General features: G+C 60.4%; 19 protein-coding genes. 13 read left to right on the plus strand and 6 right to left on the minus strand.

Annotated elements, in window-relative coordinates; genetic code table 11:
• Positions 1 to 262 precede the first annotated feature (262 nt).
• From ACIQV9_RS27815 to ACIQV9_RS27830, 4 genes are read right to left on the minus strand one after another with little or no spacing between them, the layout of a single operon-like run.
• Positions 263 to 1,114 (minus strand): ChaN family lipoprotein, encoded by an 852-nt coding sequence (locus ACIQV9_RS27815; protein ID WP_403108245.1) that lies wholly within the window; start codon positions 1,112 to 1,114, stop codon positions 263 to 265.
• 19 nt (positions 1,115 to 1,133) lie between these two features.
• Complete coding sequence (locus ACIQV9_RS27820) at positions 1,134 to 1,901, minus strand: heme ABC transporter ATP-binding protein (RefSeq protein ID WP_403108247.1); 768 nt, start codon at positions 1,899 to 1,901, stop codon at positions 1,134 to 1,136.
• Positions 1,901 to 2,884 carry a FecCD family ABC transporter permease gene (locus ACIQV9_RS27825; protein ID WP_403108279.1) on the minus strand — a complete coding sequence of 328 codons (984 nt, stop codon included), beginning with the start codon at positions 2,882 to 2,884 and terminating at the stop codon, positions 1,901 to 1,903. Before ACIQV9_RS27825 ends, ACIQV9_RS27820 begins: the two co-directional genes overlap by 1 nt.
• A gap of 50 nt (positions 2,885 to 2,934) precedes the next feature.
• On the minus strand, positions 2,935 to 3,807 hold the full coding sequence (locus tag ACIQV9_RS27830; RefSeq protein ID WP_403108249.1) for a hemin ABC transporter substrate-binding protein: 873 nt from the start codon (positions 3,805 to 3,807) through the stop codon (positions 2,935 to 2,937).
• A 165-nt stretch (positions 3,808 to 3,972) separates the two neighbouring features.
• Between ACIQV9_RS27830 and ACIQV9_RS27835 the strand changes: the two genes are divergently transcribed.
• On the plus strand, positions 3,973 to 4,290 hold the full coding sequence (locus ACIQV9_RS27835; protein ID WP_403108252.1) for a Rieske (2Fe-2S) protein: 318 nt from the start codon (positions 3,973 to 3,975) through the stop codon (positions 4,288 to 4,290).
• Here ACIQV9_RS27835 and sfsA read toward each other — a convergent pair.
• Positions 4,287 to 5,000, minus strand: a complete 714-nt coding sequence (gene sfsA, locus ACIQV9_RS27840; RefSeq protein ID WP_403108254.1) for a DNA/RNA nuclease SfsA — start codon at positions 4,998 to 5,000, stop codon at positions 4,287 to 4,289. The genes ACIQV9_RS27835 and sfsA overlap by 4 nt on opposite strands.
• Entirely contained in the window at positions 5,000 to 6,172 is a 1,173-nt protein-coding gene (locus tag ACIQV9_RS27845; RefSeq protein ID WP_403108257.1) for a pyridoxal phosphate-dependent aminotransferase, read from the minus strand. Before ACIQV9_RS27845 ends, sfsA begins: the two co-directional genes overlap by 1 nt.
• Positions 6,173 to 6,506: 334 nt before the next feature.
• Between ACIQV9_RS27845 and dksA the strand changes: the two genes are divergently transcribed.
• The 12 genes from dksA (at position 6,507) to acs (ending at position 22,113) form a co-directional block, all read left to right on the plus strand.
• Positions 6,507 to 6,947 (plus strand): RNA polymerase-binding protein DksA, encoded by a 441-nt coding sequence (dksA, locus tag ACIQV9_RS27850; protein ID WP_007902025.1) that lies wholly within the window; start codon positions 6,507 to 6,509, stop codon positions 6,945 to 6,947.
• A 194-nt stretch (positions 6,948 to 7,141) separates the two neighbouring features.
• Positions 7,142 to 8,038 carry a tRNA glutamyl-Q(34) synthetase GluQRS gene (gene gluQRS, locus ACIQV9_RS27855; protein ID WP_403108259.1) on the plus strand — a complete coding sequence of 299 codons (897 nt, stop codon included), beginning with the start codon at positions 7,142 to 7,144 and terminating at the stop codon, positions 8,036 to 8,038.
• 77 nt (positions 8,039 to 8,115) lie between these two features.
• Positions 8,116 to 8,292: a hypothetical protein gene (locus ACIQV9_RS27860; RefSeq protein ID WP_003176118.1), complete on the plus strand. Its 177-nt coding sequence runs from the start codon at positions 8,116 to 8,118 to the stop codon at positions 8,290 to 8,292.
• A complete protein-coding gene (locus ACIQV9_RS27865; protein ID WP_403108261.1) occupies positions 8,276 to 11,230 on the plus strand; it encodes a sensor histidine kinase in 2,955 nt (984 codons plus the stop codon). The genes ACIQV9_RS27860 and ACIQV9_RS27865 overlap by 17 nt, the downstream gene beginning before the upstream one ends.
• A gap of 22 nt (positions 11,231 to 11,252) precedes the next feature.
• Complete coding sequence (locus tag ACIQV9_RS27870) at positions 11,253 to 12,689, plus strand: sigma-54-dependent transcriptional regulator (RefSeq protein WP_403108262.1); 1,437 nt, start codon at positions 11,253 to 11,255, stop codon at positions 12,687 to 12,689.
• 800 nt (positions 12,690 to 13,489) lie between these two features.
• Positions 13,490 to 14,890 (plus strand): polynucleotide adenylyltransferase PcnB, encoded by a 1,401-nt coding sequence (locus ACIQV9_RS27875; protein WP_403108263.1) that lies wholly within the window; start codon positions 13,490 to 13,492, stop codon positions 14,888 to 14,890.
• A 3-nt stretch (positions 14,891 to 14,893) separates the two neighbouring features.
• Entirely contained in the window at positions 14,894 to 15,379 is a 486-nt protein-coding gene (gene folK, locus ACIQV9_RS27880; RefSeq protein ID WP_403108266.1) for a 2-amino-4-hydroxy-6-hydroxymethyldihydropteridine diphosphokinase, read from the plus strand.
• 440 nt (positions 15,380 to 15,819) lie between these two features.
• A complete protein-coding gene (gene panB / locus ACIQV9_RS27885; RefSeq protein ID WP_403108268.1) occupies positions 15,820 to 16,620 on the plus strand; it encodes a 3-methyl-2-oxobutanoate hydroxymethyltransferase in 801 nt (266 codons plus the stop codon).
• Entirely contained in the window at positions 16,617 to 17,477 is an 861-nt protein-coding gene (panC, locus tag ACIQV9_RS27890) for a pantoate--beta-alanine ligase (RefSeq protein WP_403108270.1), read from the plus strand. Before panB ends, panC begins: the two co-directional genes overlap by 4 nt.
• A 197-nt stretch (positions 17,478 to 17,674) precedes the next feature.
• Positions 17,675 to 18,055: an aspartate 1-decarboxylase gene (panD, locus tag ACIQV9_RS27895; RefSeq protein ID WP_003228271.1), complete on the plus strand. Its 381-nt coding sequence runs from the start codon at positions 17,675 to 17,677 to the stop codon at positions 18,053 to 18,055.
• 225 nt (positions 18,056 to 18,280) lie between these two features.
• Entirely contained in the window at positions 18,281 to 19,945 is a 1,665-nt protein-coding gene (gene pgi, locus ACIQV9_RS27900) for a glucose-6-phosphate isomerase (protein ID WP_403108274.1), read from the plus strand.
• A gap of 230 nt (positions 19,946 to 20,175) precedes the next feature.
• Positions 20,176 to 22,113, plus strand: coding sequence for an acetate--CoA ligase (gene acs / locus ACIQV9_RS27905; RefSeq protein WP_403108276.1), 1,938 nt, complete (start codon positions 20,176 to 20,178; stop codon positions 22,111 to 22,113).
• The last annotated feature ends 108 nt before the right edge of the window (positions 22,114 to 22,221 follow it).

A 22,221-nucleotide genomic window follows, 5' to 3' on the forward strand; every position in this document is an offset into this window, starting at 1 on the left:
GCACGTTTCGCCTCAGGATTACCGCCTGAGGCCCAACGATTACGGGGCTTTTCCATCAGAAGACAGAGGATCTCAAAGAAATCAAAAAACAGCGATTGACTTGGTAATGAGAATCGCTATGATTACCACAACTGGTCGCGAGACTGGTCGATATTTGAAAAGCCCTTGGTTCGGACTCTCAGATATCTCCTCATCAGGCTAATCACGGTTATTTGACCCGGCTCTTGCCGGGTCTTTTTTTGCCTGTGGAAAAGTCGTCCGTTTACTTCCCGAACTGCTTACGCATTTGCGCGCAGTAATCCTGAGCCGGCGTGGCAGGCGTGTACCAGACGTAATCAGCCATGGCCGGTGTGACCTTGCCGCCCTGCTCCGCCAGCATCAAAACCATCAGTGCTTCAGGCTCGCCAAGATCAAGGACATGGATCGGCACGCCAACATCCTTGCGCGCGTGGTAAGCGCCGGCAAACAGCAGCGAAGGCGTCGGTGCCGACAGCAAGCGCTCGGCCATCCGCCGATCACGTTGCTGCTGGACCGCCAGCATCGCGGGCATTTGCGATGTAGGCAGCAGGCCGCAATGGGAGTCGTTGATCTGCGCCAGCAACTCATCCTTGACCGACGGAGCATTGGAAAGCCGACCGTTTAATGTCGGCGGCTTGGCATAAACGGTGCGGACTTCAAGAGTGTCCAGATTGGCTGCCAGCAACGGGTAGGGTTGAGTCAACACAAAGCGCACGATCGGCCCGTACAGATTCCAGTCCCACCCCGACTGCCAGTTCAACGCGCCGGGAAGATCTGCGGGTAGCGTCGAGGCACGGCGAATGTCATCGACGCGCGGTTGTTGATCCGGCGTGAGCATTTCCAGCAGCAGACTGCCCTGGGGTCGACGTTCGCCCAACGCCTGTAGCAACCACAATTGCAGTTGATGGTGATCAGGATTGTCATGTTGCTCGCCGACGATCAGCCGCGAAGGCCTGGCCAGCCGTTCGAGCAGCGCCTGGGGCGTCAGGACCTGGCCGTTGCGCAGGTCCTGAATTTCACCGACGACCGGAGGCGGTAACGAAACGTGCTGGCAGGCACTCAACAATAATACCGCCAGTAACAAAATCCCTCGCATGCTCACCTCGATGTCATTCTCAGCGGGCGATGATCAGCGGATGACCACGCTCCGGATGCTGCTGCACCAGTACTTCCAGCCCGAACACCGCTTTGAGTGGTTCCGGGCGCAAGACTTGCTCAGGGGTGTCCAGCGCCACCGGCCGCCCACCTTCGAGCAGTAAAAGGCGATCACAATAGCGCGCCGCCAGGTTCAGATCATGCAGGATCACCAGCACCGCAGCGCCATGATCGGCGAATTCGCGCACCGCTTGCAGGGTTGTGTGCTGGTGCAGCGGGTCGAGCATCGAGGTCGGCTCATCGAGCAACAGCGTCTGCCCCGCTTCGCCCGGCCAGAGCTGCGCCAGCACCCGCGCCAGATGCACCCGCTGACGCTCGCCGCCGGACAGCGCCAGATAGCTGCGGCCACTCAGGTGTCCCGCATCGGCAGCGTGGAGGGCGGCGGCGACGATCTCGTCATCCCGGACCCGCCCGCTTTGATAAGGCAAACGCCCCATGCCGACCACTTCTTCGACACGGAAGGCGAAGTCCAGGGTCGACACCTGCGGCAAGACCGCCAGTCGCTGGGCTCGCTGCGCGCCGGTCCAATGGCTCAACTCGCGCTCATCGAGCCAGACGCTGCCGTGGTCAGCCTTCAATTCGCCGCACAAGGCACCGAGCAAGGTGCTTTTGCCGGCACCGTTAGGGCCCAGCACACCAAGCACTTCGCCGGGTTTGAGCTCAAGTGTGATGTCCGTCAGCACAATCTTTGTGCCTCGACGGATTTGCAGGCTTTGGGTTCGCAACATCAGGTACGCCCTCTGAGCAGTAAATACAGAAAGAACGGCGCACCGATGAAGGCCGTGACTATCCCGATCGGCAGCTCCGCCGGCGCCAGCGCTAGCCGCGCCACCAGATCGGCAAACAGCAGAAGACTGGCGCCCGCCAGCACCGAGGCCGGCAACAACACTCGATGATCAGGACCGGCCAGCAGACGCACCAGATGCGGCACCACCAGGCCGACAAAGCCAATCATCCCCGCTGCCGCCACGGCCGCTCCAACTCCCAGCGCGGTGCAGAACACCAGTTCACGCTTGAGCCCTTCAACATCAATGCCCAGGTGACCCGCCTCCGATTCGCCCAGCAACAACGCGTTCAAGGCCTTGGCCCGGCGCGGTAACCAGAGCGCAACACCGGCGCTCACCAGCAGTAACGGCCAGAGCCGTGAATAGCTGGCACCGTTGAGGCTGCCCAGGTTCCAGAACGTCAGTGTGCGCAAGGTCGCGTCGTCGGCCAGATAGGTGAACAAACCGACCGCCGAACCTGCCAGCGCAGTCAACGCAATACCGGCCAAAAGCATGGTCGCGACATTGGTCTGTCCATTACGGCGACCCAGCCGATACACCAGCGCCGTCACACCCAGCCCGCCGAGAAATGCGCACACCGACAACAGATAAGGTCCGAACGATTCAGGCAGACCGCCAAACACCGAACCACCGACAATCGCGATGGCAGCGCCCAGCGCGGCACCGCTGGACACCCCGACCAACCCCGGATCAGCCAGTGGGTTACGAAACAATCCCTGCATCGCCACACCGGACAACGCCAGCACGCCACCCACCGCCAGACCCAACAAGGTTCGAGGCAAGCGGATTTGCCCAAGGATCAGCTCGGCCTGCTCCAGCCCATCAGGGGCAATGGGCAGCCCGATCATGCGCAACGCCGCGCGCAAGGTATCGAACAACGGCAGGCTCACCGGCCCCAGCGCCAATGACAACCAGATCGCCATCAGACACAGCAGGCTCAGGCCAATGAACAACGCTCGGGGTTTAACCAGAATGGTCATTGGGTCGCAGTGCCGGGGAAGAAACCATCAGACAGCGTCTTCAACGCATCGGGCAACCGCGGCCCCAACCCACCGACCAGCAAGGTCGGATCGAGCTCCATGACGCGCCCATCCTTGGCCGCACGGGTCGAGGACAGAATCGGGTTTTCCTTGAACAACGCCGCGCGCGCGGCATCGCCGGTCAGTGCTCGGTCAGCAAACACCAGCATGTCGGGGTCCAGACTGACCAGCGACTCAACAGAAAAGGGCTTGTAGCCAGTGTGCGCTGCCAGATTGTGCCCTCCGGCCTGCTGGATCAGCCAATCGGCGGCGGTGTCTTTACCGGCGATGAGCGGCTTGCCGCCCGCATGACCAAGCAGCAACAGCACGCCCGGCGATTTCTCCTTCAACTGCGCACGAGTGACCCGGACCTTCTGCTGCTCGAGTCGCTGCTGATAGGTCTGGAGCAATTGCGCAGCCTGGTCTTCAGCACCGAGCAATTTGCCCAGATGCGCCAGATTGCCCTCTAACGTTGGCAGATCGGGCTGGGCCGAGAACAACTCGACCTGCACGCCCGCGCTGCGAATCTGCGAAAGCACCGGCGGCGGCCCCATTTCTTCGGTGCCGACCAGAATCTGCGGGCGCAAGCTCAAGATGCCCTCCGCCGACAGTTGCCGCTGATAACCGATGCTCGGCAGCGCCTTCAACGAGGCCGGATGCTGGCTGGTGGTATCGACACCGACGAGTTTCGACTCACCGCCCAGCGCGCTCACCCACTCCGACAGGGCGCCACCGGCACTGACCCAACGCTGTGGTAACTCGGCCGCTGCGGCGTGATGGCTGACGAGGAGTCCGACACACAGCGCAGCAGCGCGGGTACTCAGGCGCATAAACAGCTTCCTTTTAAGTTTTCCCAGGCATCGAGATGACAGGCCAAGTATCCTCGGCATCCGGCACCTGCGCCCGATGGGCGAAGCGGCCATTTGATAATTGTTTGCATTTGAACGTCAAGCTCGGACATATCCGGTCACGAGCAGCCGAAATTGAGGATAGACATGAAGTGGCTTTGCACAGGTGCCGAATTGGCTGACAACAGCAGTCGCGGATTCGACGTCGACGGTCAGAAACTCTTCGCCGTGCGCCGGGGCGGTCAAGTGTACGTCTACATCAATCGCTGCCCGCACCGGGGTGTCGGGCTGGAATGGAAACCCGACCAGTTTCTCGACCCCAGCAACAGCCTGATCCAGTGCGCCACCCACGGCGCACTGTTCCTGATCGAAGATGGCGAATGCGTCGCCGGCCCGTGCGCCGGGCAATCCCTGACCACCATTGCCAGCCGCGAAGACGAACAAGGGATCTGGATCAGCCTTTAACCGTTCAGCAACACCTCCAGACGTCGATCGACCACCATCTCTTCGTGGGTCAATCGCACGCCATAGGCCAGTACCTCGACGCCGCACGCCACCGCCTCACGCAATGCCGCTGCATAGGCCGAATCGATTTCTTCTGCAGGACGCACCGCTTCAATGCCGGTCAGGTTGACGCAATACAACTGCACCGCGCGAATCCCGTCCCGAGCCAGATGTGCTAGCTCCCGCAAATGCTTGGCACCCCGTTGCGTCACCGCATCGGGAAACGCGGCCACCGATGAACCGTCGAAGCCCAGGGTCACGCTTTTGACTTCCACATACGCCGGCCCGCTCGGGTAGTCGAGACGGAAATCGATGCGGCTGCTTTCCTGCCCGTAGGCCACTTCGCGCTTCAACTCGGCAAAGCCTTTCAGTTCGGTAATCACACCCGCCCGCAACGCTTCTTCGATCAACCCATTGGCGCGCCCGGTGTTCACGCAAAACAGCCGGCCTTGCGGGGTTTCACCGACTTCCCAAGTGCCGGGCAATTTGCGTTTCGGGTCGTTGGAGCGACTGAACCAGACCTGCCCGCCTTCTACCTGGCAATTGAGCATCGAGCCGGTGTTGGGGCAATGAATTGTCAGCAACTCGCCGCCAACGGTTTCGATATCGGCAAGAAAACGCTTGTAACGTCGGATCAGGCGACCTTCTTCGAGGGGAGGATGAAAACGCATCAGCCTTGCCAGCTCCGCAATCCACGAGCGATCCGCTCCACCGCTTCTTCCAGGCGCGGCAGGCTTTGGGTGTAGGCAAAACGCACGTGATGCCCGGCCTGATAGCGCCCGAAGTCCAAGCCCGGGGTAATTGCGACATGCTCGGTTTCGAGGAAATGTCGGCAGAACGCGAAGGCATCGCCGCCGAACTTGCTGATATCGGCGTACAAATAGAACGCGCCTTCCGGCTCGACTGCGATGCCGAAGCCCAGCTCTCGCAGGGCTGGCAACAGGAAATCCCGACGACGACCGAATTCGGCGCGACGCTCCTCCAGAATACTGATCGTGGCCGGTTCGAAGCAGGCCAGAGCGGCATGCTGAGCCATGCTCGGGGCGCTGATGTAGAGGTTTTGCGCGAGTTTTTCCAGCTCACCAACCGCCGCTTCAGGCGCGACCAGCCATCCGAGCCGCCATCCGGTCATGCCGAAATACTTGGAAAAACTATTAAGGACGAAGGCGCTGTCATCGACTTCCAGGACACTGGCGGCATCGGTGCCGTAAGTCAGGCCATGGTAGATCTCGTCCACCACCAGATGACCGTGGCGCTCCTTGATCGCCGCCGACAAGCCGGCCAGTTCGTCGCGGGTCAGGATCGTCCCGGTCGGGTTGGCGGGTGAGGCCACCAATGCGCCGACGCTGTCTTGATCCCAATGGCGCGCCACCAGGTCCGGCGTCAGTTGATAACGCACGTCCGGGCCGACCGGCACCAGTTGCGCAGCCCCTTCGACCAACCGCAGGAAATGCCGGTTGCAGGGATAACCCGGGTCCGCCAGCAACCAGTGTTTGCCCGGGTCGACGAGCAAGGCGCTGGCCAGCAACAGCGCGCCGGAACCGCCGGGCGTAATGAGGATTCGCTGCGGATCAATGCTCAAACTGTAACGCTGCTGATAAAAGCCCGAAATGGCCTCACGCAACTCGGGAATACCACGCGCGGCGGTGTAACGGGTCTTCCCCGCCGTCAGTGCTGCCTGGCCGGCCTGGATGATCGGCTCGGCGGTGGTAAAGTCCGGCTCGCCGATTTCCAGGTGGATCACATCGTGACCAGCGGCCTGCAGTTCATTGGCCCGCGCCAGCAGCGCCATGACATGGAAAGGTTCGATCGCGCGACTGCGGGCACTGTAGGACTGAGCCATTAGCCTTCCTTACAACGGAGAAAAGAATCGATTCTACCCAAGCGCCGGAACGAGCGAGAACCTAAAGCGGTCAGAGGCGTTATAACCTTGGCCGTAAACGACTCAAGCGTGTACCACAGGTTTGACTAAAATCAATAATTGATCAGGTCTCCAACGCCGCCAGACAAGGCTTTGCAATCATTTGCAAGCCCCTTGGGCCACTACCTCGACATCCGGGAGTAGCGCGGCCCGATTTGATCTGGTAAGTTCGCCCGCTTGCAGCCGCAGGGCCGGCAGGTGTCGGTGATGGAGCAATCCTGCGCAATGGATTACAAGAGTAGAGGCGGTCCATTTCATGCCCACCCAAGCAAAGCAGCAAAACCAGTCGATCAGCGGCTTCGAACCCTACAAAGAAGTAAAGGGCGAGGAATACATGGGCAAGCCCATGCGCGCTCACTTCACCAAGATCCTGAATAAGTGGAAACAGGACTTGATGCAGGAAGTCGACCGCACGGTTGATCACATGAAAGACGAAGCGGCCAACTTCCCTGACCCGGCCGACCGTGCCAGCCAGGAAGAAGAGTTCAGCCTTGAACTGCGTGCCCGCGACCGCGAGCGCAAGTTGATCAAGAAGATCGACAAGACGCTGCAGCTGATCGAAGACGAAGAATATGGCTGGTGCGAGTCCTGCGGCGTCGAGATCGGCGTCAAGCGACTGGAAGCCCGCCCTACCGCCGACATGTGCGTTGACTGCAAGACCCTGGCGGAAATCAAGGAAAAGCAAGTCGGCAAGTAATCTCGACTTGAACGAACAACGGAGCGTGCGAACGCTCCGTTTTTGTTTCTGATATTTGTTGCGTCTTCGAAATTGCCTTCGCGAGCAAGCTTCGCTCCTACAAAGGCTGGCGCAATCCTCTGTAGGAGCGAAGCTTGCTCGCGAAGGCGGCTTCAAGCCATGCACAAAACGATTGGACAGCCTGACATCGCCTTATGACCGCCATCACCCCCTCCGCCTACATCGGTCGCTTCGCCCCCACGCCCAGTGGCCACCTGCATTTCGGTTCGCTGGTCGCAGCGCTGGCCTCGTACCTCGACGCACGTGCGGTGGGTGGTCGCTGGTTGATGCGCATGGAGGATCTCGATCCGCCACGGGAAGAACCCGGTGCCCAGGCCGCCATCTTGAAGGCTCTGGAAAGCTACGGTTTCGAGTGGGATGGCGAAATGGTCCGCCAGAGTGATCGGCACGACGCCTACGCCGAAGTCCTCAATCGCTTGTTCAATCAAGGCCTGGCTTACGCTTGCACTTGCTCGCGCAAACAATTGGAGCCGTATCACGGCATCTATCCAGGTCTATGCCGAAACGCCGGCCATGGCACTGAAAACGCTGCGATTCGACTGCGAGTGCCCGAGCTCGACTACCACTTCATCGACCGCGTACAAGGCGAATTCCGCCAGCATCTGGGCCGGGAAGTCGGTGACTTCGTGATCCGCCGCCGCGACGGGCTTTACGCCTATCAACTGGCGGTGGTACTGGACGATGCCTGGCAAGGCATCACCGACATCGTCCGTGGTGCTGACCTGCTGGACTCCACACCACGCCAGCTCTACCTGCAAGAACTGCTTGGCCTGCGGCAACCGCGTTATCTGCACATCCCGCTGATTACCCAGCCCGATGGCAACAAACTTGGCAAATCCTACCGCTCGCCGCCGCTGACCGCCGATCAGGCCACGCCTTTGTTACTGCGTGCGATGCGCGCACTCGGGCAAAACCCGGGCAAGGAACTGGCCTATGCGACACCACGGGAAGTGCTGGATTGGGGCATCGCCCATTGGGATGCGTTATTAATCCCGCGCACACTGACCCTGCCCGAAGCGCAACTACAGTGATCACACTTGCAGTGGCGCGCCCATCCGTTACCATCGCCGCACGTTTTCGGGCACGCGCATAAAAAAGAGAGGCCGGGATGTACATCTATCGCTTGGTCCTGCTCCTGGTAGTGGGGATTTACCTGTTCTCCCCGGCCATCATGGATTGGTGGATCGACGCCACTGGCGCCTGGTATCGCCCTTATCTGCTCTGGCTGATTCTGATCGTCGTGACCTTCATCCTGCAGAGCCAAAAAGATGCCGATGAGCTTTAGCCTGACCCAGATGATCCTGATCAGCGCCGCGTACCTGGCGGTGCTGTTCGGCGTCGCCTGGATCAGCGAACGGGGCATGATCCCCCGGGCGATCATTCGCCACCCGCTGACCTACACCCTGTCGCTGGGCGTGTATGCCAGCGCCTGGGCGTTTTACGGCACGGTGGGCCTGGCCTATCAGTACGGCTACGGTTTTCTGTCCAGCTACCTCGGGGTCTCCGGGGCGTTTTTGCTGGCGCCGGTGTTGCTGTACCCGATCCTGAAAATCACCCGCACCTATCAACTGTCGTCGCTGGCCGACTTGTTCGCGTTCCGTTTCCGCAGTACGTGGGCCGGGGCGCTGACCACGATTTTCATGCTGATCGGCGTACTGCCATTGCTGGCGTTGCAGATCCAGGCGGTGGCCGACTCCATCGGCATCCTCACCCGCGAGCCGGTGCAGCATCGCGTGGCCCTGAGCTTTTGCGCGCTGATTACCCTGTTCACGATTTTCTTCGGCTCGCGCCACATCGCCACCCGCGAGAAACACGAAGGCCTGGTGTTCGCGATTGCCTTTGAGTCGGTGATCAAGCTGATCGCCATTGGCGGTGTCGGCCTCTATGCCCTTTATGGCGTGTTCGACGGCCCGCAACAGCTTGAACTGTGGCTGCTGCAAAACCAGACCGCCCTCGCCGCTTTGCACACGCCCTTGCAGGAAGGCCCGTGGCGAACGCTGCTGCTGGTGTTCTTCGCCTCGGCGATCGTGATGCCGCACATGTATCACATGACCTTTACCGAGAATCTCAACCCGCGCTCGCTGGTCAGTGCGAGCTGGGGTCTGCCGCTGTTCCTGCTGCTGATGAGCCTGGCGGTACCGCTGATTCTCTGGGCCGGACTGAAACTCGGCGCCACCACCAATCCGGAATACTTCACCCTGGGCATCGGCATCGCCGCCAACAGCAAAGCCCTGGCGTTGCTGGCGTATATCGGCGGGTTGTCGGCAGCGAGCGGACTGATCATCGTCACCACCCTGGCGCTGTCCGGGATGGCGCTGAACCATCTGGTGCTGCCGCTCTACCAACCGCCGGCCGAAGGCAACATCTATCGCTGGCTGAAGTGGACCCGCCGCGCGCTGATCGTTGCGATCATCATGGCCGGCTACGGTTTCTACCTATTGCTGGGCGCCGAACAGGACCTGGCCAACCTCGGCATCGTCGCGTTTGTGGCCACGCTGCAATTTCTTCCGGGCGTCCTGTCGGTCCTGTATTGGCCGACCGCCAACCGCCGCGGCTTCATCGCCGGGTTGCTGGCGGGGATCCTGGTGTGGCTGGTGACCATGCTGCTGCCGCTGGTCGGCAATCTGCAGGGTTTCTACATTCCGTTGTTGAACATGATCTACGTGCTGGACGACACCAGCTGGCACATGGCAGCGATCGCGTCCCTGGCCGCCAACGTGCTGATGTTCACCCTGATCTCGCTGTTCACTAACGCCAGCCCCGAAGAAGCCAGCGCCGCCGAAGCCTGCGCCGTGGACAACGTGCGTCGCCCGCAACGCCGGGAACTGCACGCCGCCTCGCCTCAGGAATTCGCCACGCAACTGGCCAAGCCCCTGGGCGCCAAAGCCGCGCAGAAAGAAGTCGAGCAAGCCCTGCGCGATCTCTATCTGCCGTTCGACGAGCGCCGGCCTTATGCCTTGCGCCGCTTGCGCGACCGGATCGAAGCCAACCTCTCAGGCCTGATGGGGCCAAGCGTGGCGCAGGACATGGTCGAGACCTTCCTGCCGTATAAGGCCGGCGGCGAAAACTACGTCACCGAAGACATCCACTTCATCGAAAGCCGTCTCGAGGATTACCACTCGCGCCTGACCGGCCTTGCCGCCGAACTCGATGCCCTGCGCCGCTATCACCGCCAGACCTTGCAGGAATTGCCGATGGGCGTTTGCTCGCTGGCCAAGGATCAGGAAATCCTCATGTGGAACAAAGCCATGGAGGAGCTGACGGGGATTGCCGCACAGCGTGTGGTCGGTTCGCGCCTGAGCACCATCGCCGATCCGTGGAAAGAATTGCTGCAGGGCTTCATCAATCTTCCCGACGAGCACTTGCACAAACAGCACCTGGCCCTTGATGGCCAGACCCGCTGGCTGAACCTGCACAAAGCAGCGATCGATGAACCGCTCGCGCCGGGCAACAGTGGCTTGGTATTGCTGGTGGAAGACCTGACCGAAACGCAGATGCTCGAAGACAAATTGGTGCACTCCGAGCGCCTGGCCAGCATCGGCCGACTCGCGGCGGGTGTGGCCCATGAAATCGGCAACCCGATCACCGGCATCGCGTGCCTGGCGCAGAACCTGCGCGAAGAACGTGAAGACGATGGCGAGCTGAAGGAAATCAGCGGGCAGATCCTCGAGCAGACCAAACGCGTGTCGCGCATCGTTCAGTCGCTGATGAGCTTCGCCCACGCCGGCAGTCATCAGCACAGCGACGAGCCCGTCTGTCTGGCTGAAGTGGCGCAGGATGCCATCGGTTTGCTGGCCCTGAACCGACGCAATTTCGAAGTGCAGTTCTATAATCTGTGCGACCCCGATCACTGGTGCGAAGGTGACCCGCAGCGACTCGCGCAAGTTCTGATCAATCTGCTCTCAAACGCCCGTGACGCCTCGCCTCCCGGCAGTGCGGTGCGGGTCAAAAGCGAAGCCGGCGAACACACGGTCGACTTGATCGTGGAAGACGAAGGCAGCGGTATTCCGAAGAACATCATGGACAGATTGTTCGAACCTTTCTTCACCACCAAGGATCCTGGCGAAGGCACCGGTCTGGGCCTTGCACTGGTCTATTCCATCGTTGAAGAGCATTATGGACAAATCACCATCGACAGCCCGGCTGATGTACAAAGCCAACGCGGCACCCGTATCCGGGTGACCTTGCCGCGTCATGTCGAAGCGACGTCCGCTGTGAACTGAGACCGTCGAGAGTATCGAATCAATGCCGCACATTTTGATCGTCGAAGACGAAACAATTATCCGCTCCGCCTTGCGCCGCCTGCTGGAACGTAACCAGTACCAGGTCAGCGAAGCCGGTTCAGTGCAGGAAGCACAAGAACGCTTTACCATTCCCACGTTCGACCTGATCGTCAGCGACTTGCGTCTACCGGGCGCTCCGGGCACCGAGTTGATCAAACTCGGCCAGGGCACTCCGGTGCTGATCATGACCAGCTACGCCAGCCTGCGTTCGGCCGTCGACTCGATGAAGATGGGCGCGGTGGATTACATCGCCAAGCCTTTCGATCACGACGAAATGCTCCAGGCCGTCGCCCGTATCCTGCGCGACCGCCAATCGCTGCCGGCCGGCGGCGAACCTGCTACCGGCAAAGCGGCCAATGGCGCGGCGAAACTGGGTGTCGATAACAGCAACGGCGAAATCGGCATCATCGGTTCATGCCCGCCGATGCAGGACCTGTACAGCAAGATTCGCAAAGTCGCGCCGACCGATTCCAATGTCCTGATCCAGGGCGAATCCGGTACCGGTAAAGAACTGGTGGCCCGCGCCCTGCACAACCTGTCCAAACGCGCCAAGGCGCCGATGATTTCGGTGAACTGTGCTGCCATTCCGGAAAGCCTGATCGAGTCCGAGTTGTTCGGCCACGAAAAAGGCGCATTCACTGGCGCCAGCGCCGGGCGTGCCGGTCTGGTGGAAGCGGCGGACGGCGGCACCTTGTTCCTCGACGAAATCGGCGAACTGCCGCTGGAAGCCCAGGCCCGCTTGCTTCGCGTGTTGCAGGAAGGCGAAATTCGCCGGGTCGGTTCGGTCCAGTCGCAGAAAGTCGATGTTCGGCTGATCGCCGCGACTCACCGGGACCTCAAGAGCCTGGCGAAGATCGGCCAGTTCCGTGAAGACTTGTATTACCGCCTCCACGTCATCGCCCTGAAACTGCCAGCCCTGCGCGAGCGCGGTGCCGACGTCAACGAGATCGCCAATGCCTTCCTGGCGCGGCAGAGCGCGCGGGTCAACCGCACCGACCTGAAGTTCGCCGCGGACGCCGAACAGGCGATTCGTCATTACTCCTGGCCGGGTAACGTTCGCGAACTGGAAAACGCGGTAGAGCGCGCTGTCATCCTGTGCGAGAGCCCGGAGATTTCCGCCGAGCTGCTGGGGATCGACATCGAACTGAGCGACCTGGAAGACGACGACTTCATCGGTCTGCCTCCGCAACAGGGCAACGGTGCCAGCAACAGCAATCATGAGCCGACCGAAGACCTGTCGCTGGAAGACTACTTCCAGCACTTCGTGCTTGAGCATCAGGACCACATGACGGAAACCGAACTGGCCCGCAAACTCGGGGTGAGTCGCAAATGCCTGTGGGAACGTCGTCAGCGCCTGGGTATTCCGCGGCGCAAGACCGGGGTGGCCAGCGAGAGCTGAACCGCGCCTGTCTGATGTGCGGGTAACACGTGACTTTGTGAAAAAACTGTTACCTCAGTCTTTTCACGTAACAGAAGCCGGGGCTTACGGTAACGAAGCCCCGGTTTTTTTCGGCCTCGAAAAACCCCATCAACCAGCCCAACCCCTTGTTTTACTAGGCCTCGCAAAAGTTGGCACGCACCCTGCTATATGTTCAGTACAAGAACAATAACAAGCAATGCACAAGACAATAAAAATAAGACGAATCGACTCACGCACAATAAAAACAAGACGGCGAGAGGCGCAGCTAACTGATTCTTTTGGAGAGGCGTTGTATTTGGGGCTTGCCCCACGACCAGGCCGAGAATAATAAAAAACTGTCTCAAGACAGTGCCTGAACTGGTTGGATCGCAAGATCACTGCAGCACAGCGACCAAAGCAATCCGTTTGCTCTTGGCTCCCGATTGGGAGGGCCATGAAGGAAAAGCTTCATGGCGAGGGCACTTAACAAAAACAAAAAGCCCGAATCAAAAATAAAAATAGAGCATGCAACTACTTTCTTGGGGAGCTTCGGCTCCCCTTGTAGTTTCTGTGGCGAGGGGGTTTACCCCCGTTCCAGTGCGTAGCGCTGGCAAGACTTCACAAACGCTCAGGAGCTTGGGCTGCTTCGCAACCCAACGGGGCGATGCGGCGTTCCGAGAAGCCCCCCTCGCCACAGTGCGCACGCTTCCTACACCATCCCCCGACTAAATGCTAGAATCCCCGCCCATCATGCGGTCATTCTTCGTTATGGCCGAACATTCCTTCAAACAGTGCATCCCATGCTGAAGAAGTTGTTCCAGTCATTCCGTTCTCCCAAGCGTCATACGCAACACATTCGCAGTACGCCTGAAGTGCTCAACAGCGGCCAACATTCGCTGCAAAAGGCCCAATTCAGCCGTTATGCGGTGAACATCGTCGAACGCCTGCAGAACGCCGGTTACCAGGCCTATCTGGTCGGCGGCTGTGTGCGTGACATGCTCCTCGGCATCACGCCCAAGGATTTCGACGTTGCCACCAGTGCCACCCCTGAACAGGTTCGAGCCGAATTCCGCAACGCGCGGATCATCGGTCGCCGCTTCAAACTGGTGCATATCCACTTTGGCCGCGAAATTATCGAAGTCGCGACCTTCCGCGCCAATCACCCGCAAAACGACGAGGAAGAAGACAGCAACCAGTCTTCCCGTAACGAGAGCGGGCGCATCCTGCGCGACAACGTCTACGGCACGCTGGAAGAAGACGCGCAACGCCGCGACTTCACCATCAACGCCCTGTATTACGATCCGGTCAGCGAGCGCATTCTCGATTACGCCAATGGCGTACACGACATCCGCAATCACCTGATCCGCCTGATCGGCGATCCGAAGCAACGCTACCAGGAAGACCCGGTACGGATGCTGCGGGCCGTGCGTTTCGCCGCCAAGCTGAATTTCGGCATCGAAAAACACAGTGCCCAGCCGATTCGCGACCTGGCGCCGATGCTGCGCGAGATCCCGTCGGCACGCCTGTTCGAAGAAGTGCTCAAGCTGTTCCTCTCCGGCCATGCCGCGGACACCTTCGAGATGCTGGTCGACCTGCAGTTGTTCGATCCGTTGTTCCCGGCCAGTGCCGAGGCGCTGGAATACAACCCGACGTACACCCACACACTGATCAGCGAAGCCCTGATCAACACCGACCTGCGGATCAAGCAGAACAAACCGGTGACCCCGGCGTTCCTGTTTGCAGCCCTGCTGTGGCCTGCCCTGCCGGCTCGCGTATTGCGCCTGCAAGAACGTGGCATGCCACCGATTCCGGCGATGCAGGAAGCGGCTCACGAGCTGATTGCCGAACAGTGCCAGCGAATCGCGATTCCAAAGCGTTTCACCATGCCGATCCGCGAGATCTGGGACATGCAGGAGCGTCTTCCGCGCCGCAGTGGCAAGCGTGCCGACCTGCTGCTGGACAACCCACGGTTCCGCGCCGGTTACGACTTCCTGCTGCTGCGCGAAAGTGCTGGCGAACAGACTGATGGCCTGGGTGAATGGTGGACCGACTATCAGGACGCCAACGACAGTGAGCGTCGGGACATGATCCGCGACCTCAGCGGCAAGGATGAAGGCACTGGCGCGCCACGCAAACGTCGTCGCAGTGGTGGCGCCAAGCGCAAACGCGCGGCCGGCGCACCGAGTGCCACGGGCGAGTAATCCATGGAACGCATCTACATCGGCATGGGCAGCAATCTGGCTGACCCCGCCGAACAATTGCGCAGCGCCGTCGAGGCGCTGGCGCAGTTGCCGCAGACCGAATTGGTCGGGGTGTCCGGGTTTTATCAAAGCGACTCGCTCCTGCCCGGCCAACCGCGTTACACCAACGCGGTCGCCGCCCTCGACAGCACGCTCGCGCCGCTGGACCTGCTTGATGCGCTGCAAGCCATCGAGAACGGGCAAGGCCGCGAACGTCTTGAGCGCTGGGGCCCACGCACGCTGGACCTCGACATCGTGCTGTTTGGCGACCGGCTGATCGACGAACCGCGCCTCAAGGTGCCGCACTACCATATGCAGGAGCGGGCCTTCGTTCTGTATCCGCTGGCCGAACTGGCGCCTGCGGATCTGCGCCTGGCCGATGGCCGCAGCCTGAAGGCATTACTCGCCGCCTGCCCGTTCGTCGGCCTGGAACGCCTCCCTCAAAATTGACACCAATCCCTGTGGGAGCGGGCTCCTGTGTCGAGGGGGCTTGCCCCCGTTCGGCTGCGAAGCAGTCGTGAAATCAGTGCATTCGGTAAACCTGACACACCGGGTTTGCAGGTTTTAGGGCCGCTACGCGACCCAACGGGGGCAAGCCCCCTCGCCACAGGAGCCCGCTCCCACACTGGTTTTTGTGTCGGACACAGGATTGCAGCTGCTGAAACGCATCAGTTACCCCGGTAACACCCCCCGCGTAACAATGCGGTAACACATGCAATTGACTTCCCGAGTTCTCCTCACGACTATAGGCGTCCCGCTGCCGCCAACATGGCGTTGAAGGGCGCAATCCAGGCCTTAAAAGCACGACATCAGAGCGTGCGCCTGTATTTAACGAAGAATCACGCGCGTTACTCGCAGTAGTTTCCAAGCGCCTGAATGAGGAACTTTTCATGCCAGCCATCACCCTGACCACTCTGCAAGGTCTCAAGCAAAAAGGTGAAAAAATCACCATGCTGACCTGCTATGACGCGACCTTCGCCCACGCCTGCAATCAGGCTGGCGTCGAAGTGCTGCTGGTGGGCGACTCCCTCGGCATGGTTCTGCAAGGTCACGACAGCACCTTGCCGGTGACCACCGCGGAAATGGCTTATCACGTGGCTGCCGTCAAACGCGGCAACGCCGATGCGCTGATCCTCGCCGACCTGCCATTCATGGCCTACGCCACCACCGAACAAGCCATGAGCAACAGCGCCCTGTTGATGCAGGCCGGTGCGCACATGGTCAAGGTTGAAGGCGCATTGTGGCTCGCCGACTCGATCCGTCTGTTGGCCGAACGTGGCATCCCTGTGTGCGCGCACATGGGGCTGACGCCGCAATCGGTGAACATGCTGGGCGGTTACAAAGTCCAGGGCCGCAGCGAGAACCAGGCGCGGCAGATGCGCGCCGACGCCATCGCCCTGGAACAGGCCGGCGCAGCCATGCTGTTGCTCGAGTGCGTACCGAGCGAACTGGCCCAGGAAATTACCCAGGCAGTGGGCATTCCGGTGATCGGCATTGGCGCCGGCAGTGACACCGATGGCCAGGTCCTGGTCCTGCACGACATGCTTGGCCTGTCGATTACCGGCCGCGTGCCTAAATTCGTAAAAAACTTCATGAACGGCCAGACCAGCATTCACGCTGCACTGAGCGCCTACGTCACTGAAGTCAAAGCAGCTACTTTCCCTGGGATCGAACACGGATTCTCTGCATGAACACCGTAAAAACAGTACGCGAACTCCGGGCCGCCGTAGCCCGTGCCCGCAGCGAAGGCAAGCGCATCGGCTTCGTGCCGACCATGGGGAACCTGCACAGCGGTCATATCGCGCTGATTACCAAAGCGACCCAACGGGTGGATTTCGTGGTCGCGAGCATTTTCGTCAACCCGCTGCAATTCGGCGCCGGCGAAGACCTCGACAAGTACCCTCGGACCCTGGCCGCCGACCAGGAGAAACTGCTCCAGGCCGGTTGCCACTTGCTGTTCGCGCCCACCGTCGAAGAAATGTACCCCGACGGCATGGCCGGCCAGACCCGCGTCAGCGTCCCGCAACTTTCCGAAGGCTTGTGTGGCGCCAGCCGTCCCGGGCATTTCGAAGGCGTCGCGACGGTCGTCAGCAAGCTGTTCAACATGGTCCAGCCGGACCTCGCGATCTTCGGCCAGAAAGACTTCCAGCAACTGGCGGTGATCAAATCCCTGGTGCATGACCTGAACATGCCGGTGCAGATCATCGGCGAACCGACCGTGCGTGCGGCCGATGGCCTGGCGCTGTCGTCGCGCAATGGTTTCCTCAGCGAAGAGCAGCGTGCCGTCGCGCCGGTGGTGTATCGCGGTCTGAGCCAGATTGCTGAGGCGATCAAACAGGGCGGGCGGGATTTCCCGGCGCTGATCGACACCCAGATCCAGCAGCTCGAAGCGGCGGGTTTGCGCACCGATTACCTGGAGATTCGTCACGCGCAAACCTTGCGCCCGGCGACCCCGGAGGATCGGGACCTGGTGATTCTGGTCGCTGCGTTCCTCGGTACCACACGGTTGATCGACAACCTGCACCTGAACCTCGACGCCCCCGCCTAAGCACCGCAAACCCCCTGTAGGAGCGAGCCTGCTCGCGATGAGGGGCTGACATTCAACATTTGTGTTGGCTGACAGTCCCTCATCGCGAGCCGGCTCACTCCTACAGGGGGATCTGCGCCTGATTCCATACTGTATTGCTGCCTCTGAAGCCTTCGGGCAAACTGCCCGCCGTTCGATTCCGACCTGGGAAACCACTCATGCACGCCATCATGCTCAAAGCCAAGCTGCATCGCGCCGAAGTCACTCACGCCGTTCTCGATTACGAAGGTTCTTGCGCCATCGACGGCGAATGGCTGGACCTGTCCGGTATCCGTGAGTACGAACAGATCCAGATTTATAACGTCGACAACGGCGAACGCTTCACCACCTACGCGATTCGGGGCGAAGAAGGCTCGCGCATGATCTCGGTCAACGGTGCTGCCGCGCACAAGGCCAAGGTCGGTGACCGGGTGATCATCTGCGCTTACGCGCATTACAGCGAAGCCGAACTGCTCAATTTCAAGCCGCGCATGCTCTACATGGCGCCGGGCAATGAGCTGAGCCACACCAGCAATGCCATTCCGGTTCAGGTCGCCTGATCGAACCGACGCCCCTCCCGTTTGTCGAACCGTTCCCTGCTTTGTGTATAAAAAAGTACCGGGAACGTGTTAGACAAAGTCAAGACAGATCGCAGCGCGAGGTTTACTGTATTCGCCCTGTGTCTTTGAAATCGTGTCGACGCAGTTGACCGGACGCCTGCCCATGGCGCGCCGGGATTTTCAGTGTTCAAAAAAGCCGTTCAAGTAAAAAGGAAACCCGCAGCGATGGCGTACTACCGCACTCCTCACGACGTGACCGCTCTGCCCGCCTGGCAAGCGCTGAATGACCACCGCCAAGCCATGCAGGATTTCAGCATGCGCGAGGCCTTCAATGCCGATCCGCAGCGCTTTACTCAATTCACCCTGAGCAGCTGCGGCCTGTTTCTCGATTACTCGAAGAACCTGATCAACGCCGAGACCCGCAATCTGCTGGTGGGCCTGGCCAATGAAGTCGACCTCAAGGGCGCGATCAAGTCGCTGTTCGACGGCGAAATCGTCAACTCGTCGGAAGGTCGTCCAGCCCTGCACACCGCCCTGCGCCGCCCGGTCGGCGACAAGCTGTCGGTGAACGGCGTCAACGTGATGCCTGAAGTGCACAAAGTGCTGAACCAGATCACCGACCTCGTCGGCCGCATCCACGACGGTTTGTGGCGTGGTTACACAGAGAAGCCGATCACTGACGTGGTGAACATCGGCATCGGTGGCTCGTTCCTCGGCCCTGAGCTGGTGTCTGAGGCGCTGCTGTCCTACGCCCAGAAAGGCGTGCGTTGTCATTACCTGGCGAACATCGATGGCAGTGAGTTCCACGAACTGACCATGAAGCTGCGCGCGGAAACCACGCTGTTCATCGTTTCGTCGAAATCTTTCAACACCCTCGAAACCCTGAAAAATGCCCAGGCCGCTCGCGCCTGGTATCTGGCTCAGGGCGGTTCGGAAGCTGAGCTGTATCGTCACTTCATCGCCGTTTCCAGCAACAACGCGGCGGCCGTAGCTTTCGGTATTCGCGAAGAAAACATTTTCCCGATGTGGGACTGGGTCGGCGGTCGTTACTCGCTGTGGTCGGCCATCGGCTTGCCAATCGCGCTGGCCATCGGCATGTCGAACTTCAAGGAATTGCTGTCCGGTGCCTACACCATGGACCAGCATTTCCAGAGCGCGCCATTCGACCAGAACATGCCGGTGCTGCTGGCGTTGCTCGGCGTCTGGTACGGCAACTTCTGGGGTGCGCAGAGTCACGCGATCCTGCCTTACGACCACTACCTGCGCAACATCACCAAGCACTTGCAACAGCTGGACATGGAATCCAACGGCAAGAGCGTGCGCCAGGACGGCACGCCAGTGTCCACCGATACCGGCCCGGTGATCTGGGGCGGCGTGGGTTGCAACGGTCAGCACGCGTATCACCAGTTGCTGCACCAGGGCACCCAACTGATTCCGGCCGACTTCATCGTGCCGATTGTCAGCTTCAACCCGGTGTCCGACCACCACCAGTGGCTGTACGCCAACTGCCTGTCCCAAAGCCAGGCACTGATGCTCGGCAAGACCCTTGCCGAAGCCGAAACCGAGCTGCGTGACAAAGGCATGAGCGAAGAAGACGTGCATAAAATCGCGCCGCACAAGGTGATCCCGGGCAACCGTCCGAGCAACACCATCGTGGTCGAGCGCATCAGCCCGCGTCGTCTCGGTGCGCTGGTGGCGATGTACGAACACAAAGTCTTCGTACAAAGCGTGGTCTGGGGCATCAACGCCTTCGACCAGTGGGGCGTGGAGCTGGGTAAAGAGCTGGGCAAAGGCGTCTACAACCGTCTGGTCGGCAGTGAAGAAACCCCGGCTGACGATGCTTCCACTCAAGGCCTGATCAACTACTTCCGCGGTCGTCACCGCGGTTGATCTGACGCCCGCCCACAGGGTTTGTGCCAAACACAAATGCTGTGGGCAACACCAATCCCTGTAGGAGTGAGCCTGCTCGCGATAGCGATTTTTCATTCAACATCGATGTTGACTGATCCACCGCTATCGCGAGCAGGCTCACTCCTACAGTTGTTTTGTGTATGACTTGAACCCATTGGTCACTCGGCGCATCTTTATTACTTGTCGCAAAACAAGAATAAGGAACCGTCATGTTCGATATCAGCACATTCCCCAAAGCCGATGCCGTCCGCCGGGCTGCAAACCTAAGTCAAGACGACTACCACCGCCTCTACCGCCAATCCATCGAGCACCCCAGTGAGTTCTGGGCCGAACAGGCGAGCCGCTTTCTCGACTGGAGCACGCCATGGGAAACCGTCCAGCGCTATAACCTGAAGACCGGCGAGGCCAGCTGGTTTGCCGGTGGCCAGTTGAACGTCAGTTACAACTGCATCGACCGTCACCTGGAAACACGCGGCGATCAGATCGCCATCCTGTGGGAAGGTGACGACCCCGCCGAATCCGCGCAGATCACCTACAAGAAACTCCATCACAACGTCTGTCGCCTGGCCAACGTGCTCAAAAGCCGTGGCGTGAAAAAGGGTGACCGCGTGTGCATCTACATGCCGATGATTCCCGAAGCGGCCTACGCCATGCTCGCCTGCACGCGGATCGGCGCGGTGCATTCAGTGGTGTTCGGTGGCTTCTCTCCAGACTCTGTGCGCGACCGGATTCTCGACGCCGACTGCCGCACCGTGATTACCGCCGACGAAGGCGTGCGCGGCGGTAAATTCGTGCCGCTCAAGCAGAAGGTCGACGAGGCACTGCAAAGTTGCCCGAACGTCAGTACCGTCATCGTCGTCGAGCGCACCCAAGGCAAAGTGGACTGGGTTGAAGGTCGCGATCTCTGGTATCACCAGGCGCTGCGCGACGTCAGCGACGATTGCCCGCCGGAACCCATGGACGCCGAAGACCCGCTGTTCATCCTCTACACCTCCGGCAGCACCGGCAAACCCAAAGGCGTGCTGCACACCACCGGCGGCTATCTGCTGCAAGCGGCGATGACCTTCAAGTACGTGCTTGACTACCGCGATGGCGAAGTCTTCTGGTGCACCGCCGACGTCGGCTGGGTCACCGGCCACAGTTACATCGTCTATGGCCCGCTGGCCAACGGCGCGACCACGCTGATCTTCGAAGGCGTGCCGAGTTACCCGAGCAGTTCGCGCTTCTGGCAGGTGATCGACAAACACCACGTCAACATTTTCTACACCGCCCCGACCGCGCTGCGCTCGTTGATGCGCGAAGGCCCGGAACCGTTGAAGGAAACTTCTCGCCAGAGCCTCAGACTACTCGGCAGCGTCGGTGAGCCGATCAACCCGGAAGCGTGGGATTGGTACTTCAACGTCGTCGGCGAACAGCGTTGCCCGATCGTCGACACCTGGTGGCAGACCGAAACCGGCGGCATCATGCTCAGCCCGCTGGTCAGCGCGCAACGGATCAAACCCGGCTGCGCCACCCAACCGATGTTTGGCGTGCAACCGGTGCTGCTGGATGAAACGGGCAAGGAAATCAAAGGCGCCGGCAGTGGCGTGCTGGCGATCAAATCCAGCTGGCCGGCGCAGATCCGCAGCGTCTATGGCGACCCGCAACGGATGGTCGACACCTACTTCAAGCCCTACCCCGGCTACTACTTCACCGGCGACGGCGCGCGGCGCGATGAGGATGGCGATTACTGGATCACCGGGCGCATCGACGACGTGATCAACGTCTCCGGGCACCGCATCGGCACTGCCGAAGTGGAAAGCGCGCTGGTGCTGCACGACAGCATCGCCGAAGCGGCTGTGGTCGGTTATCCCCACGACCTCAAGGGCCAAGGCATCTATGCCTTCGTCACGCCCATGAACGGCACCGAGGCCAATGACGAACTGAAGAAAGAACTGCTGGCTCATGTCAGCAAGGAGATCGGCAGTTTCGCCAAACCGGACTTGATCCAGTGGGCCCCGGCCTTGCCGAAAACCCGCTCGGGCAAGATCATGCGGCGCATCCTGCGCAAGATCGCCTGCAACGAACTGGACAGTCTGGGGGACACGTCGACCCTGGCCGACCCAAGCGTGGTGCAGGGGTTGATCGACAAACGTCTGAACCCGTAACGCACCTGACAGCATCGCGAGCAGGCTGATCTGGCCTAATGAATTTGGACACATCAATAGGGCGCTATGATGGCGCCCAAATCTGAGGTGTGCATGATGATGCGAAAA

Origin of the sequence: Pseudomonas sp. NPDC099000 (assembly GCF_044759925.1) — a bacterium.
Classification (GTDB): Bacteria; Pseudomonadota; Gammaproteobacteria; order Pseudomonadales; family Pseudomonadaceae; genus Aquipseudomonas.

Excerpts from the sequence above, each read along its gene's own strand:
- panC (WP_403108270.1), top strand. The coding sequence starts at position 16,617 with ATGAACACCGTAAAAACAGTACGCGAACTCCGGGCCGCCGTAGCCCGT.
- sfsA (WP_403108254.1), bottom strand. The coding sequence starts at position 5,000 with ATGCGTTTTCATCCTCCCCTCGAAGAAGGTCGCCTGATCCGACGTTAC.
- ACIQV9_RS27860 (WP_003176118.1), top strand. The coding sequence starts at position 8,116 with ATGTACATCTATCGCTTGGTCCTGCTCCTGGTAGTGGGGATTTACCTG.
- panD (WP_003228271.1), top strand. The coding sequence starts at position 17,675 with ATGCACGCCATCATGCTCAAAGCCAAGCTGCATCGCGCCGAAGTCACT.
- dksA (WP_007902025.1), top strand. The coding sequence starts at position 6,507 with ATGCCCACCCAAGCAAAGCAGCAAAACCAGTCGATCAGCGGCTTCGAA.
- ACIQV9_RS27870 (WP_403108262.1), top strand. The coding sequence starts at position 11,253 with ATGCCGCACATTTTGATCGTCGAAGACGAAACAATTATCCGCTCCGCC.
- ACIQV9_RS27845 (WP_403108257.1), bottom strand. The coding sequence starts at position 6,172 with ATGGCTCAGTCCTACAGTGCCCGCAGTCGCGCGATCGAACCTTTCCAT.
- ACIQV9_RS27820 (WP_403108247.1), bottom strand. The coding sequence starts at position 1,901 with ATGTTGCGAACCCAAAGCCTGCAAATCCGTCGAGGCACAAAGATTGTG.
- ACIQV9_RS27815 (WP_403108245.1), bottom strand. The coding sequence starts at position 1,114 with ATGCGAGGGATTTTGTTACTGGCGGTATTATTGTTGAGTGCCTGCCAG.
- ACIQV9_RS27830 (WP_403108249.1), bottom strand. The coding sequence starts at position 3,807 with ATGCGCCTGAGTACCCGCGCTGCTGCGCTGTGTGTCGGACTCCTCGTC.
- folK (WP_403108266.1), top strand. The coding sequence starts at position 14,894 with ATGGAACGCATCTACATCGGCATGGGCAGCAATCTGGCTGACCCCGCC.
- pgi (WP_403108274.1), top strand. The coding sequence starts at position 18,281 with ATGGCGTACTACCGCACTCCTCACGACGTGACCGCTCTGCCCGCCTGG.
- panB (WP_403108268.1), top strand. The coding sequence starts at position 15,820 with ATGCCAGCCATCACCCTGACCACTCTGCAAGGTCTCAAGCAAAAAGGT.
- ACIQV9_RS27875 (WP_403108263.1), top strand. The coding sequence starts at position 13,490 with ATGCTGAAGAAGTTGTTCCAGTCATTCCGTTCTCCCAAGCGTCATACG.
- gluQRS (WP_403108259.1), top strand. The coding sequence starts at position 7,142 with ATGACCGCCATCACCCCCTCCGCCTACATCGGTCGCTTCGCCCCCACG.
- ACIQV9_RS27835 (WP_403108252.1), top strand. The coding sequence starts at position 3,973 with ATGAAGTGGCTTTGCACAGGTGCCGAATTGGCTGACAACAGCAGTCGC.
- acs (WP_403108276.1), top strand. The coding sequence starts at position 20,176 with ATGTTCGATATCAGCACATTCCCCAAAGCCGATGCCGTCCGCCGGGCT.
- ACIQV9_RS27865 (WP_403108261.1), top strand. The coding sequence starts at position 8,276 with ATGCCGATGAGCTTTAGCCTGACCCAGATGATCCTGATCAGCGCCGCG.